This window comes from Fictibacillus arsenicus, assembly GCF_001642935.1.
GTDB classification, from domain to species: Bacteria; Bacillota; Bacilli; order Bacillales; family Fictibacillaceae; genus Fictibacillus; species Fictibacillus arsenicus_B.
This window is the reverse complement of sequence record NZ_CP016761.1, coordinates 1432100-1445451: the sequence shown is the minus strand read 5'-3', so window position 1 is coordinate 1445451 and position 13352 is coordinate 1432100. Positions and strand designations below refer to the sequence as shown.

The 13352-nt window shown below is 43.7% G+C and carries 14 protein-coding genes; 3 read left to right on the top strand and 11 right to left on the bottom strand.

Annotation, left to right across the window (positions count from 1 at the left end; genetic code table 11):
• The first annotated feature begins 145 nt into the window (after nucleotides 1–145).
• Nucleotides 146–1549: a LysM peptidoglycan-binding domain-containing protein gene (locus tag ABE41_RS07680; RefSeq protein ID WP_066288405.1), complete on the top strand. Its 1404-nt coding sequence runs from the start codon at nucleotides 146–148 to the stop codon at nucleotides 1547–1549.
• 155 nt (nucleotides 1550–1704) lie between these two features.
• Here the strand turns inward: ABE41_RS07680 and ABE41_RS07675 are convergent, their stop codons facing one another.
• The 5 genes from ABE41_RS07675 to ABE41_RS07655 all read right to left on the bottom strand — a co-directional run bounded on the left by ABE41_RS07675 (nucleotide 1705) and on the right by ABE41_RS07655 (nucleotide 6969).
• Nucleotides 1705–2673: a sugar phosphate isomerase/epimerase family protein gene (locus ABE41_RS07675; RefSeq protein WP_066288403.1), complete on the bottom strand. Its 969-nt coding sequence runs from the start codon at nucleotides 2671–2673 to the stop codon at nucleotides 1705–1707.
• Nucleotides 2670–3731, bottom strand: a complete 1062-nt coding sequence (locus ABE41_RS07670; protein WP_066288400.1) for a Gfo/Idh/MocA family protein — start codon at nucleotides 3729–3731, stop codon at nucleotides 2670–2672. Before ABE41_RS07670 ends, ABE41_RS07675 begins: the two co-directional genes overlap by 4 nt.
• The gene (locus ABE41_RS07665) at nucleotides 3728–4762 is read right to left on the bottom strand and encodes a Gfo/Idh/MocA family protein (protein ID WP_066288397.1); all 1035 of its coding nucleotides are present in this window, start codon (nucleotides 4760–4762) and stop codon (nucleotides 3728–3730) included. Before ABE41_RS07665 ends, ABE41_RS07670 begins: the two co-directional genes overlap by 4 nt.
• Before the next feature lie 377 nt (nucleotides 4763–5139).
• Nucleotides 5140–5862, bottom strand: a complete 723-nt coding sequence (locus ABE41_RS07660) for a ThuA domain-containing protein (RefSeq protein ID WP_066288395.1) — start codon at nucleotides 5860–5862, stop codon at nucleotides 5140–5142.
• 90 nt (nucleotides 5863–5952) lie between these two features.
• Nucleotides 5953–6969: a LacI family DNA-binding transcriptional regulator gene (locus ABE41_RS07655; protein WP_066288392.1), complete on the bottom strand. Its 1017-nt coding sequence runs from the start codon at nucleotides 6967–6969 to the stop codon at nucleotides 5953–5955.
• Nucleotides 6970–7122: 153 nt separating this feature from the next.
• Here ABE41_RS07655 and ABE41_RS07650 point away from each other — a divergent pair, with 153 nt between their 5' ends.
• Together ABE41_RS07650 and ABE41_RS07645 are read left to right on the top strand one after the other, a co-directional pair.
• Nucleotides 7123–8211: an AI-2E family transporter gene (locus ABE41_RS07650; protein WP_066288390.1), complete on the top strand. Its 1089-nt coding sequence runs from the start codon at nucleotides 7123–7125 to the stop codon at nucleotides 8209–8211.
• Nucleotides 8212–8225: 14 nt separating this feature from the next.
• Nucleotides 8226–9086 carry a DUF1206 domain-containing protein gene (locus tag ABE41_RS07645; protein WP_066288388.1) on the top strand — a complete coding sequence of 287 codons (861 nt, stop codon included), beginning with the start codon at nucleotides 8226–8228 and terminating at the stop codon, nucleotides 9084–9086.
• 87 nt (nucleotides 9087–9173) lie between these two features.
• Here the strand turns inward: ABE41_RS07645 and ABE41_RS07640 are convergent, their stop codons facing one another.
• The 6 genes from ABE41_RS07640 to thiW form a co-directional block, all read right to left on the bottom strand.
• A complete protein-coding gene (locus ABE41_RS07640; RefSeq protein WP_066288382.1) occupies nucleotides 9174–10409 on the bottom strand; it encodes an MFS transporter in 1236 nt (411 codons plus the stop codon).
• Nucleotides 10410–10670: 261 nt separating this feature from the next.
• On the bottom strand, nucleotides 10671–11252 hold the full coding sequence (gene clpP, locus ABE41_RS07635; protein WP_066288379.1) for an ATP-dependent Clp endopeptidase proteolytic subunit ClpP: 582 nt from the start codon (nucleotides 11250–11252) through the stop codon (nucleotides 10671–10673).
• A 15-nt stretch (nucleotides 11253–11267) separates the two neighbouring features.
• Nucleotides 11268–11477 (bottom strand): hypothetical protein, encoded by a 210-nt coding sequence (locus ABE41_RS07630; protein WP_066288378.1) that lies wholly within the window; start codon nucleotides 11475–11477, stop codon nucleotides 11268–11270.
• Entirely contained in the window at nucleotides 11474–12076 is a 603-nt protein-coding gene (locus ABE41_RS07625) for a winged helix-turn-helix domain-containing protein (RefSeq protein ID WP_066288375.1), read from the bottom strand. The genes ABE41_RS07630 and ABE41_RS07625 overlap by 4 nt, the downstream gene beginning before the upstream one ends.
• 448 nt (nucleotides 12077–12524) lie before the next feature.
• On the bottom strand, nucleotides 12525–12764 hold the full coding sequence (locus tag ABE41_RS07620; RefSeq protein WP_066288374.1) for a hypothetical protein: 240 nt from the start codon (nucleotides 12762–12764) through the stop codon (nucleotides 12525–12527).
• A gap of 73 nt (nucleotides 12765–12837) precedes the next feature.
• Nucleotides 12838–13347, bottom strand: coding sequence for an energy coupling factor transporter S component ThiW (gene thiW / locus ABE41_RS07615; RefSeq protein ID WP_301336215.1), 510 nt, complete (start codon nucleotides 13345–13347; stop codon nucleotides 12838–12840).
• Nucleotides 13348–13352: the final 5 nt, after the last annotated feature.

The following is a 13352-nucleotide window of genomic DNA, read 5'->3' as shown; positions in this document are numbered from 1 at the left end:
GCTTTACATTTATTTCTGCGATTACTCTTTACAGCTTTAAAGTGAGAGGGGGGACAGACCCGGGTCTGTCCCCCCTTCTGTCTTCTTCATAAAATGGGTCAATTTTTAATACAATAGATACAGAGTAAAAGGAGGCGTTGTTTTTATGTACATTCATGTGGTTCAAAGGGGTGATTCTCTTTGGAAGATCTCTCAGCGCTACGGTGTTCAAATAGCTTCTATCGTTAAAGTTAACGGTATTGAGAATCAAAATGTTCTAGTAGTTGGTCAGGCGCTCGTAATTCCTAATGATTTTCCGACATATACAATTCAATCGGGAGATACACTTTACCAGATTGCAGCCAGGTTCGGGACGACTATTGAAAGTTTAATAGGCTGGAACAACATACCACTTGCTTCTGTTATATATGTCGGCCAAGTGATTGATATACCCGTACATGTCGTGAAACAGGGTGAATCCCTCTACGCCATTGCGAATCGATACGGCACTTCTGTGGCAGATATACAAAAGGAAAATAATATTGCTAATCCAGCTTTGATTTATACAGGAACTAGGCTTTCCATCCCTTATAAAAGACCTGTAAAAGAAGTGAATGCTTATATAACGAATATGGGGGCTGCCGCTCAAACCGAGGTAAGAAATGTAGGCTCCTATCTAACCTATATCACACCGTTTAGTTATTCGGTTACGAAGTCTGGCGGATTAACTCCTCTTCAGGACGAAGGCGTTCTTGCAGCTGCGAGAATTAACCGGGTTGCTCCTCTTATGGGAATCGCCAATATTGAAAATGGAGAATTCAATTCAGATCTGATTAAAACGATATTGGACAGTGATTCCTTACAAGAGACGGTTCTGAACAATATTCTTAGCACGATGCAAACAAAAGGATTCCGCGGAGTAAACTTTGATTTTGAATACGTATATCCTGAGAATAAAGAAGACTACAACGATTTCTTAAGGCGGGCAGTCGCAAAGTTTAGACCATTAGGGTATTCTGTTTCTTCTGCTGTTGCTCCGAAATATAAAGAAGAACAGCCTGGCCTCTTGTACGAAGCCCACGACTACAAAGCTCATGGAGAGATTGTTGATTTTGTTGTGGTCATGACCTATGAATGGGGATGGGCAGGCGGACGCGCGATGGCTATCGCTCCTTTGGATGAAGTAAAAAAAGTGCTTGATTACGCCGTTACGGTGATTCCACGTGAAAAAATAATGATGGGAGTTCCCACATATGGACGGGATTGGACACTGCCTTTCGTACAAGGCACCTTCGCCCGTACATTGAGTCCCGTTGCAGCTGTAAATCTTGCTGCTCAGATGAATGTATCCATTGAATTTGATGAAGGTGATCAATCACCTTGGTTTAAGTATTTCGATGCACAAGGGAAAGAACATGAAGTCTGGTTTGAGGATGCCAGGAGTGTTCAGGCAAAATACAGAACTGCCATTGATTATGGTCTCCGCGGAGTCAGCTTCTGGGTATTGGGTATTCCATTTCCGCAGAACTGGCCAGTCATTCGCGACACGATGCGTGTAAGGAAGATTTAGCTTACCGAAGTTCTTCTAGTTGCTTTCTGCTTTAGAATGGAAAAAGCCTGAAACCCGCAAGTTCGGATTTCAGGCTTTCTTATCAAAGGGGTGTGCACCCCACAAATACAAATCACGGATTTGTATTTGTTTGGGGTCAGACCCCTACTTTTGTACTAGACCCACCACATCTCGGCTGGCTGTTCAGAGATGAGGATCGACTGCAGGTTCTTCACAGCGCGAGAGAAGCCCTCCTCGATTGACATGATCGGATCTTCGTGTTCAATGCTCACAACATAGTCGTAGCCATACGTACGAAGCGCACTCATCATATCAGACCAGTCCTGAACAGAATGGCCGCATCCTACAGAACGGAAGCTCCATGCACGGTTCTGAACAGCGCCGTATGGCTGCATGTCTGTTAAGCCGTGCATGTTGATGTTTTCTTGATCTAAGTACGTATCTTTCGCATGGAAATGATGGATCGCTCCAGCTTTACCTAAGATCTTGATTGCTGCGACAGGATCGATGCCTTGCCACCATAAGTGAGAAGGATCAAGGTTGGCACCGATCGCATCACAAGTTTCTTCACGCAGTTTTAACAACGTGTATGGCGTGTGAACTAAGAAACCGCCGTGAAGCTCTAAACCGATTTTAACACCATGCTCTTTTGCAAACTGACCCCATGTACGCCAATAAGGAATGAGCTTTTCTTCCCATTGCCACTTAAGTACGTCGCTGTACTCGTTCGGCCAAGGTGATACCGGCCAGTTCGGATACTTGGCGCTTTCAGAATCCCCAGGAACACCTGAGAAACAGTTCACGACAGGTACGTTCATCAACCCTGCGAGCTCTACTGTTTTTACAAAAGTATCATGGGATTCTTTCGCGAACGCCTCATCTGGAGACAGCGGGTTCCCGTGACAGCTGAATGCCGAAATCGTTAAACCGCGCTTTTCTACTTCATGCAGATATTCATTGCGCTTGTCTTCACTCGCTAATAAATCATCTAGCGGACAGTGCGCGTTGCCAGGATAGTTCCCTGTTCCGATCTCAACAGCTGAAACGCCTGCCTCTTTTACATAATCAAGCATTTCCGTGAATGACTTTTGTGAAAAAAGAACTGTAAATACTCCTAGTTTCATGCTTTCTCCACTCCTTTTCCGTTCTCAACAGGGACGCTTTTCCCCATTAAACTGCTTGCATAGATTGCTTCAATGACACGCGACGTGTTCATCGCTTCTTCCGCTTTTACTAATGGCTCAGCTTTCCCTAGACAGCTGTCTACAAAATTCTTAGCCTGCGGAAGTCCCGGATCATCTTCTCCCAGAATCCAATCGGCCTTAGTTGTTGTCATCATACCGTTTTCTGCTTTATTGACCGAGAAAGGAAACACATCAAGTCCGCCGCGGTCACCTGAGATCCGAACCATTTCCGCATCATCTGGAATGTTTGCAGCCCATGACGTTTCGAACAGAATCGTTCCGCCGTTCGCTAAACGGATATAAGCCGTAACGTGATCATCGACTTCAAAAGTATCGGCATCAAAAGTACCCCATTGGTTCACCTGCTCCGCTTCACGGCTAACTGTGTTATACGTTTGACCTGAAACTTCACTTATAGCCGGGTTATCAAGCAGCCACAAAGTTAAATCAAGGAGATGACAGCCGTAATCTATCAAACTTCCTCCGCCCTGAAGCTCTTTGTTCGTAAAAACTCCCCAGCCTGGCACCTTGCGTCTTCTGAGAGCCTGAACACGAACAACGAATGGATTACCTACTTCACCGGCCTCAATTACACGTTTCGCCGCTTGAGATTCTTTCATATATCGATAGTGATACGCAATGGATAGTACTTTACCAGATCGCTTTTCAGCTTCAACCATCTCGGCGCATTCCTCTACAGTCATCGCCATCGGTTTTTCACAAAGTACGTGTTTACCAGCATCTAGAGCCGCAACAGTTATTTCTCTATGAAACTTGTTCGGCGTACAGATGACAACAGCATCCACATGCGGCCACATCTCTTGATAGGTTGTGAAGTAGTTCGGTACGTGAAATTTTTCAGCAACTGATTTCGCAACTTCCACGTTTACATCACTGATCGCAGTAATTTCTGCTTGATCTCCAAGTTGTTGAAATGCGGGGATATGACGGCCTTGCGCAATGCCGCCAGCCCCTATTATGCCTACTCTTAATTTCATGCGTGTACTCCTGTTTTAACTTTTTCGATCGTCTTCTTATCATTTGATTCTAACGCTGCAAGGATTACTGCTAGTGAACGCTTGCCCTCTTCACCAGTGATGAGCGGTGCTTCGCCTGATTCAACCGCTTTAATAAAATGATCAACAACATGAGAGTTTGATTGATTTTCATTCGTCTGGATCGCACCCATCTCATAACGAACAATCGACCCATTTGTATATTGTGCTACAAGTGAATATTGTGGGTCGTCTTCTAGGCGAAGAATTCCCTTTTCCCCATAGATGATTGTTGAGTTGTCTTCTTTTGCCGTATATGACCAGCTTGCAGCGAGTGTTCCGATAATGCCGCTGTCTGTTTTTAATACACAAACTGCTGTGTCATCAACGGAAGCGAATTCCTTCGCACTTGTTTCTACAAACGCACCGACTTCTGCGATCTCTTCCCCAAGGATATAACGAATCAAGTCAGTTTTATGAACGCCAAGGTCACCCATCGCACCGATAAATGCTTCATCCTTCTTAAAGAACCAGCTGTTCTTCCCGTCAACACTCCACGCCTCAGGTCCTGGATGGCCGAAAGCCGTACGGAAGCTGTATACTTTCCCAAGTTCACCGTTCGCAATGATCTCACGCGCTTTTTGATGTGCTGGAACGAAACGCTGATTATGCCCAATCATGAGAGTCTTCCCGCTTTTTTCAGCTGCTTCAATCATCTCTTCAGCTTCTTGTAAAGATGTAGCCATCGGCTTTTCGCATAAAACGTGCTTTCCTGCTTTTAAAGCAGCAACTGAAACCGGTGCATGCAGGTAGTTCGGTGTACAAACACTTACGGCTTCTACTTCATCAAGTGCAAGCAGCTCGTTATAGTCCGTAAAGATTTCCCCGCCGTAAATAGCTTGTGCAGCTTCAGCACGTTCTTTTACAACATCACATACCGCAACGATCTCAACATCCTGGTTTGCCGCATACTCCGGCAGGTGACGGTGATTGGCGATGCTTCCACATCCGATAATTCCTACTTTTACTGTCATAATAACTTCCTCCTCATGATTGGTTTCTTTCTTAAAACAATTTTACTCAGATTCTGCATTAACAAATTGATTGGAGCTTAATGTGCGAGACTCCTGTAGGCTCAACGCCCGCTCCGCGGAAACCAACTCTCCAATTCTTTTAAAATAGCTCTTTTCTAAAATATTGTTGCTTATGATTATTTTTTTCTTTCACTTCATTGATAAGTTGATTGGAGCGCAAGGTGCGAGACTCCAGCGGGACGAGTGTGACAGGTGAGACTCCTAATGGCGCAGAGCGCCAGGAGGCTCACCGCACGCCCCGCGGAAAGCGAGCGACCTGGAACGCAAATCAACTACTTTCAAAAACAACAAAGTTTTTGCGAAAACAGCCTTTAAAATTATTTTGCACCAATTGCTTCAAGCGGTTTTGCGTTTCCGTATACAGGAGCCTGGCTTCCAGTTGGAGCTAAGAAAGACACGGCATTCGTAATTACGGTTTGAACATCTTTGTTGTAATAAGTCGGGTAAGTCTCGTGCCCTGGACGGAAGTAGAAGATCTTCCCTTTTCCGCGGTTGTAAGCACATCCTGAGCGGAACACTTCTCCTCCTTCAAACCAGCTAACAAAAACAAGATCGTCTGGAGCCGGGATATCAAAGTGCTCACCATACATCTCTTCTTTTTCAAGCTCGATGTACTCACCAAGACCGTTTGCTACCGGGTGGCTAGGGTTCACAATCCAGATGCGTTCTTTTTCGTCCGCTTCACGCCACTTTAAATCGCAAGACGTGCCCATAAGCTTTTTAAAGATTTTAGAAAAATGGCCGGAATGAAGAACTAAGAGACCCATTCCATCTAATACACGCTGCTGGACTTTGTTCACGATCTCATCATCTACTTCGTCATGTGCAAGGTGCCCCCACCATACAAGAACATCTGTGTTGTTTAACACTTCCTCTGTAAGACCGTGCTCTGGCTCATCAAGTGTTGCTGTCTTCACATCGTGGCCAGCATTCTCTAAAAACTCAGCGATGGCACCGTGAATTCCTTTTGGGTAGATTTCCTGCACTGTCGGGTTCTTCTGTTCGTGTCGGTTCTCGTTCCATACTGTAACTTTAATCATTTGTATATGCCTCCTATTTATGTGTAAGCGTTTTACGTAAACGTTTACGTATTTCTTAAATAAAAATGAAGCGAATGTTGCCTCCGTTTTTTACTTGTCATGTAAATCACAGACTGACTGCCTCTCTACGATCGTAAATGGCATATAACGGCTTTCTGCTTCTTTTTCTTCACCTTTAATCAATTTCACTAAAATCTCGCCTGCGGTTTGTCCCATATCTTTTAAAGGTTGTGAGACTGTTGTCAGCGCAGGATAACACATTTCTGCAATCTTCAGATTATCGTATCCGATGATTGAAAGTTCTTCTGGTACTTTTATGCCCAGCTGATGTGCGGCGGACATAGCTCCAATCGCCATCTCGTCACTCGCAGCAAACAGAGCGGTCATATCTGGCAGCTGCTTCAGCAGCACAGGCAATGACTCTTTTCCATTTTGAAAACGGTAGCCTTCGTTAGTCGTGATGTGATTTTCTGAAAAGGCCAGGGAATGCTTTTGAAGTGCTTCCTTAAAACCTCTCATACGCGGAACTCCCGCAATTGGATCATTCTTGCTGCCGCCTATCATGCCAATCTGCTTATGCCCTTTTTTCACCAGATGCTCAGTTGCCTGGAAAGCTCCTTCAAAATCATTTACACGGACGAAAGGCAGATCATAGTTTGATGATGCAGTTGAGACAAGGACTACAGGAACTTTCATCTCTTGAAAAATCTTATAGTACTCTTCTTTCACATCTTCAGAAGCAAAGATGATGCCGTCTACCCTTTTTTCCTGCAATAATCGCAAATATTTGACTGTCCGCTTTCCGCTGGATGTCGTATTGCAGACGATAACGCTGAATCCGCCGTCGTGAGCCGCATTCTCGACACCTTCTAAAACCTCTGATGAAAGCATCCCGGACACTTCGGGAAACAGGACACCGATCGTTTGGGTCCGCTTGTTGATCAGTCCGCGTGCAATGGCGTTCGGCTGGTAGCCTAATGCTTCAATAGCTTCTTGCACCTTTTTCTTCGTGTCCTCCGAATAGCCTGGCAGCCCATTAACAATCCGGGAAACCGTTGCAATTGAAACGTTTGCATACTTGGCTACATCTTTAATTGTCGGATTCAAAACATCAACCTGCTTTCTGTTACGTAAACGTTTACATTTACCCTTTCAATCTATCAGCGCTCTAAAAAAAAGTCAATTATATTTTCCCTAAAAAAAGATTACAGTTTTTGAAAAAGGGAAAAGAATACTAATATGAAATGGAGGTCACTGCTTATGTGGTATCAGCACTCATTCTTTAAGTACGGGGCAGGTGCCGTACTCGTACTCACGATTCTATTCTTGCTAGGGAAAATCGACTATCTCATTGACTTCCTTTATCTTGTTATTTCGAGCGTCTTCTTTCCAATGTTTATCGCAGGTTTGTTATATTATTTGCTTCGGCCGCTCATCCGTTTTTTGATCAAAAAGAAAGTCCCAAAATTTCTTGCTATATTCTTAGTCATGCTGGGATTAATTTTGGCTTTTTCCGGAATCTCAGGTGTTGCCATTCCTATCGTTGCAGATCAGTTAACAAATCTTACAAATGACTTTCCTAAAAAAATAGGTGAAGCCACTGAAAAAACAGGAAAAATGGTCACAGGTGAAAACAAATCATTTATTGACAGCACACAGGTTGCAAAACTGGCAACCGTGCGCCTCGAAAAGTTCACAAGCTCCATCTCCAAAGATGTAATTGCTCTCGTTACTACTTTAACGAATATTGCTCTCGTTCTATTGGTGGTACCGTTTATTCTATTTTATTTACTGCTTGATGATAAAAAGTTTTTTAATTATTTTCTAAGACTTGTACCGCGTCACATGGAACATGACGTGGCTGCTATTCTGCGGGATATCGATTCTACGCTGTCTTCTTATATAAAAGGACAAATATTGGTCGCATTGTTTGTCGGAGTATTTATGTATGCCGGCTATATGATTATCGGACTTAAGTTCGCACTCGTTCTTGCTCTTTTTGCTGTTTTGACGAATGTTATTCCTTTTCTTGGACCATTCATCGGGGTGTTCCCTGCTCTTTTAGTCGGGCTCATCCAAGATCCGGTGATGGCGATAAAAGTAGCTTTTGTAACGCTTGTTGTACAGCAGGTGGAAGGTAACATTCTATCTCCCCAGATCATGGGAAGAAAACTTCGCATACACCCGCTTACAATTATATTGGTCGTACTGATGTCTGGTGCCGCTTTTGGCTTTATCGGTTTGCTGCTGGCTATTCCGGCGTATGCAGTTACAAAAACCATCATAAGTAATCTGTACCGGATTTATTTGTTATATAACCCACCAGAGACGAGAAGTGATTTGCTCTGAAAGGAGAGCCGAATTTGACTGTAAAACAGCCATTCGTAAAAAAAGAAACGTATAAAGATAAGATTAAGAATCATTTTGAGTCTTTCCGGCCGTGGATACATCGCTTTGCAAGAATAGGATACCTGTCAAAGGGGATCGTGTATGTTGTAATCGGAATTCTTGCGTTGATTACCTCAACCGGTACACATTTGAATGAAGCAAGCTCGCAAGGCGCACTTTACACGATCGCCCAGCAGCCGTTTGGACCTGTTTTATTGATTGTACTTGCCGTTGGGTTAAGCGCCTATGCGTTCTGGCAGATTACGAAAGCGGTCTTTGATCCTGAATGCGTGAACCATAGCTGGAAGAGATGGTTCAGCAGACTTGGATATTTAATTATTGCAGGTGTTTATACGGCAATGTGCATTAGTGCTTTGCGTATTCTTTTCCGTGCAAGAGGAGAATCGTCGGATAAAACGTATCAGACTTTATCTGCACAGATGCTGGCCCAGCCTTTCGGACAGTTATTGGTAGCAATCGGCGGACTTGTTTTTGGCATAATCGGAGTTGTTTTTCTGTTCAGAGCCATGTCACGAAAATTCAAAAAGAACCTTAAGAAAAACGAAATGAACAAGAAGGAATGGAAGTGGAGCGGATATATCGGTACATTTGGAATGATCGCACGCGGGATTGTATTTATGATTATCGCCTTTTTCCTTATAAGAACCGCTATTCTCGCAAATCCTGAAGAAACAAAAGGGCTGGACGGTGCTCTTCTAGAGCTTGCGAACCAGCCATTCGGCCCGGTTCTGCTCGCAATCGTAGCCCTTGGCTTTATCGCTTATGGCGTGTTTATGTTTGCAAGTGCCAGATATCGTAGATTGAATAACCAATAAAGAAGAAAAATCCTTGCCGGACCAGCGGCTAGGATCTTTTTTTGATTGGATTTTGTATGGGGTCCCGGGACAGACCCCATCACTCTATCACTCTCTAGACCACTTCTCTAGTGTACGGTCAGTTGGCAGCATCACGGTCAACAGCCCTAACAAAGGTAAAAAGCTGATGAGCAGCATGGTGTATGAAATGCTTGTAACATCCGCTACCTTCCCGAGCACAACTGAACCGAGTGCTCCCATTCCGAATGCAAGACCTACAATTAATCCTGAAACCATTCCAATCCTTCCAGGAACTAATTCTTGCGCATAAACCACTGTAACAGAGAAGCTTGTGTTTAAAATAAACCCGATCATAAAAAACAACGGCGCTACTGCCCATAATCCCACATGCGGCAAAAGAAGTGCCAATGGTGCTGTTCCGACCATCGACCAAAAGATCATGTTCCTCTTTCCTAAACGGTCTGCAATCGGTCCCCCGAAGAATGTACCAAGCACCCCGGACGCCATGAATACAAATAAATAAATTTGCGCCTGTCGGATGGTCAAATCGTAATCATGAATCAGATAGAACTGATAATAGTTGCTGATTCCTGAGAAATACCAAGACCGTCCGAACACGAGGAAAACAAGAAGTGCCATCGCCATAATGACTTGATTTTTACGTTTTTTATCAATCGCTTTTTTCTCACCGGTCTGTTTTTTTACGCGAGGAAAATGAGCAAGCTGTCTAGCGTACCAGCCTGATACATAAAACAGAACAAAAATAGCGATCGCCGCAAACGAAGTAAACCATACTGCCCCAAATTGACCAAGCGGAACAAAAACAAGCGCAGTCATCACAGGTGCCAGTGAAGTCCCAGAGTTCCCTCCAACTTGGTAGATTGACTGGGCAAGACCGCGCTGATTTCCTGCAGCCATATAAGCAACTCTTGAACCTTCAGGATGAAATACCGCAGATCCGAGTCCAATTCCAATAACAGAAATGATTATCATATAAAACGAATCGGCAAAAGCAATCCCTAGCATACCTATTAAACTGGCCATCATGCCAAAAGGCAGTAAATACGGAGAGGTCGTTTTATCCGTATACCAGCCAACGATTGGCTGCATTACAGACGAAGTAATGTTGAGCGTGAAAGCAATCCACCCGAGCTGTGTAAAAGTAAGCCCCATCGATTTCTCTAAGATTGGAAAAATCGCAGGAATAACAGCCTGCATCGAGTCATTTAACAAGTGAACAAAACTAATAGCAAATAAAATTGAATAAATGGTCTTCTGCTGCGAAGACGCTAAGCTTGGCGTCTTTTCTGTTGATGTGGCCATGCTGCATTCCTTCTTTCTTCATCTACTCATAAACTTCCAAACTATGTATCTTTTCAATAGATTACCACATCAAACAAGTCCAATACTAAAATAGCGATTTTCGACACGTGAAATCGAGCAAACCGCCTAGGAAGAAAATGAATATCGCATGCGGGAAATAAATTGTTAGGGGTCAGACCCCATTTCCCGCAAAGAGAAACCAGCCCGAATCGGGCTGGCTTCTCTTATATAATATTTGCTTACTACATGCTTAATATATGCTTAAATCTTCTCTATCACTTTGTCGATGATCCCATATTTTACTGCTTCTTCTGCTGACATGAAGTAGTCGCGGTCTGTGTCTTTTTCTACTTTTTCAATAGGCTGTCCGGAGCGGTCTGAGATGATTTTATTTAAGAGCTCGCGTGTCTGCAGAATTCGTTTTGCGTGGATGGCCATGTCAGATGCCTGCCCTTGTGTTCCGCCGAGCGGCTGGTGGATCATGACTTCTGCGTTCGGAAGCGCATAACGCTTTCCTTTAGCGCCAGCCACTAATAGAACTGCACCCATAGATGCTGCCATGCCGATACAGATTGTGGACACATCTGGTTTAATAAATTGAATCGTGTCATAGATCGCCAGGCCTGCAGTTACTGAGCCCCCTGGTGAATTAATGTAGATGGAAATGTCTTTATCTGGATCTTCAGCAGCAAGAAAAAGAAGCTGTGCGACGATTGAATTTGCCACATTATCATCAATAGCACTTCCAAGCATGATAATACGGTCTTTTAGCAGCCTTGAATAAATATCATACGAACGCTCACCGCGGTTCGTGGATTCAACAACCATTGGAATTAAGTTCATCTGTTTTCCTCCTATTTATGCCGCGATTGCCATCGGGCTTGTGCTTGTAGTATTCGGAACATTTATTTTCCCGAATCCTGATGTAATAAAAATAATCTTCGCCGGCTGCTGCTGACTGTCAGCACCCTCAACCTGCACTTCTCTTTTCATCGGGATCACGTTTGATTCTTCCGTAACTTGATCTTTTTTTATCGGTGTAACCGTACTCTTCTGTTCCTCTTTCACGTTGTGCCGCCTCCTTCAGGTTTTGGGTACATCGCCATTGAAACATGAAACGTTGTGGATTTTCCCTGTTTTGGATCATGGTGTTTTTTAATCAGTTCTGAAAGCATGTTTGAGTAATCTTGTAAAAAAGCTTGCCGTTCTTCTACGCCTAAAAGTGAGAGCTCCATCTCCATGACTGCACTCGGAATTTCCTCATTCTCAGCCTCTTCCATAAGGGATACGGCGTCTCGTTTTATTTTCTCCGTTAAAGATAATACATGAGCTAGTGCAGTCTGACCCTTCAGTTTTCGGATGGTTTCTTGTGACAGACCGAGTGAATCAGATAACAGAAAAGTTTTCCCCGCACTTCTATAAAGAACTTCTACAAGGTTTCTTACATTCCTTGTGCCTGCCCTCATAACAAGACCGACTTTTTCCAGTGTCTTTAGATGATAATTCACCTTTTGAGCGGAATCATTCATCACTTTTGATAGTTCTGTCGCAGATCTCGGTTCCTTCAATAAGCTTATGATCTCTGACCTGACAGGATGCAGAAGTGCTGCAGCCTGTTCTGGCTCTGTGACGATAAATGTTTCTGGTACGGTTTGATTCCTATTCACTCACATCACCTCACTTTTGTGAATTTACTCCCTACGTAAAAATAATACTTTACGTAAAATTATTTTATTACGTTAGGCTTCATTATGTCAAAGATTTACTCAAAATATACACCTGCCTAGAAACATAAAAAACAGACTGCCTATCAACAACAGTCTGCATTCTGAATTTTTTTAAAGGCTGTTTTCGCAAGCTTTGATGTTTTTAAAGTAGTTGATTTCCGTTCCAGGCCGCTCGCTCTCCGCGGAGCGTGCGGTGAGCCTCCTGGCGCACTGCGCCATTAGGAGTCTCACCTGTCACACTCGTTCCGCAGGACAAGGAAGGCTTCGACAGCGTTACATCGCACGAAGAAAATGCGATTTTCATTTTCGAGGAGTCTCGCACCTTGCACTTCAATCAACTTTTCAATGAAGCGTAAGAAATTATACGCAACAATCTTGGAATAGAGCGTTATAAAAGAGGTATGACGCCTAGGATAAGGAAGATCCCGGCCATCCCGACGTTAAACCAAAATTCTGTTTTTTGTTTAAATATTCTTCGTTCCACTGCTCGGAATATAAAGATAGCCATTAAGATCGAAAATAATACAGAAGGGCTCTCCCAATACTTTCCGTTATAGATGGCGAGCAGCAGTCCCAAGAACATAAGCAGCATTTCGGCATAAACCCACTGTTTTGGTCGTTTTTTCATCTGATAAAAGGCCCCCTTTTCACCGGGTGATAGTACTCAGTGTACGGTTTGGAGGCCTATTCGGTGCATGATCTTAAATAGATTTTTCGTGTGACTCTGCATTCAGATTTACGTATGAACTTTTTCTAATCAACCTGAGTACCATCCATCCAATAATTCCACCGGCAACAGAACTTGTGAGAAACGGAAGCACAAAGAAAAATGCACCTGTCTTTGATCCTAAGAAAAGGGCTGCGACCGGAACTGCAATTACCGCTCCTATAAGACCTGTTCCGATCCACTCACCTGCCGCTGCTGCTCTATAAGTTTTAGCTCTTCTATAAAAATACCCCGCTAACAATGCTCCAATCATCCCACCTGGAAAGGCAAGCAGCGAACCGACACCAATCAAATTACGCAAAAGCCCTATCGCGAAAGCTACAATCACTGCAGGCAGAGGGCCTAATATTACACCAGCGATGACATTTATCGCATGCTGAACTGGAAAAGCTTTTGCAACACCTGCTGGAATCCACAATATGTGTGAAGCCAGAGTGCCTATAGCAACAAACATTGCCATGAGTGTAAGCTTTTGAACTGAAATTTTCA

What these genes read in the sequence shown, in the direction of transcription:
- ABE41_RS07620 (WP_066288374.1), bottom strand. Translation starts at nt 12,764, where the DNA reads ATGAAAAAACGACCAAAACAGTGGGTTTATGCCGAAATGCTGCTTATG.
- ABE41_RS07640 (WP_066288382.1), bottom strand. Translation starts at nt 10,409, where the DNA reads ATGGCCACATCAACAGAAAAGACGCCAAGCTTAGCGTCTTCGCAGCAG.
- ABE41_RS07660 (WP_066288395.1), bottom strand. Translation starts at nt 5,862, where the DNA reads ATGATTAAAGTTACAGTATGGAACGAGAACCGACACGAACAGAAGAAC.
- clpP (WP_066288379.1), bottom strand. Translation starts at nt 11,252, where the DNA reads ATGAACTTAATTCCAATGGTTGTTGAATCCACGAACCGCGGTGAGCGT.
- ABE41_RS07680 (WP_066288405.1), top strand. Translation starts at nt 146, where the DNA reads ATGTACATTCATGTGGTTCAAAGGGGTGATTCTCTTTGGAAGATCTCT.
- ABE41_RS07670 (WP_066288400.1), bottom strand. Translation starts at nt 3,731, where the DNA reads ATGAAATTAAGAGTAGGCATAATAGGGGCTGGCGGCATTGCGCAAGGC.
- ABE41_RS07650 (WP_066288390.1), top strand. Translation starts at nt 7,123, where the DNA reads ATGTGGTATCAGCACTCATTCTTTAAGTACGGGGCAGGTGCCGTACTC.
- ABE41_RS07675 (WP_066288403.1), bottom strand. Translation starts at nt 2,673, where the DNA reads ATGAAACTAGGAGTATTTACAGTTCTTTTTTCACAAAAGTCATTCACG.
- ABE41_RS07665 (WP_066288397.1), bottom strand. Translation starts at nt 4,762, where the DNA reads ATGACAGTAAAAGTAGGAATTATCGGATGTGGAAGCATCGCCAATCAC.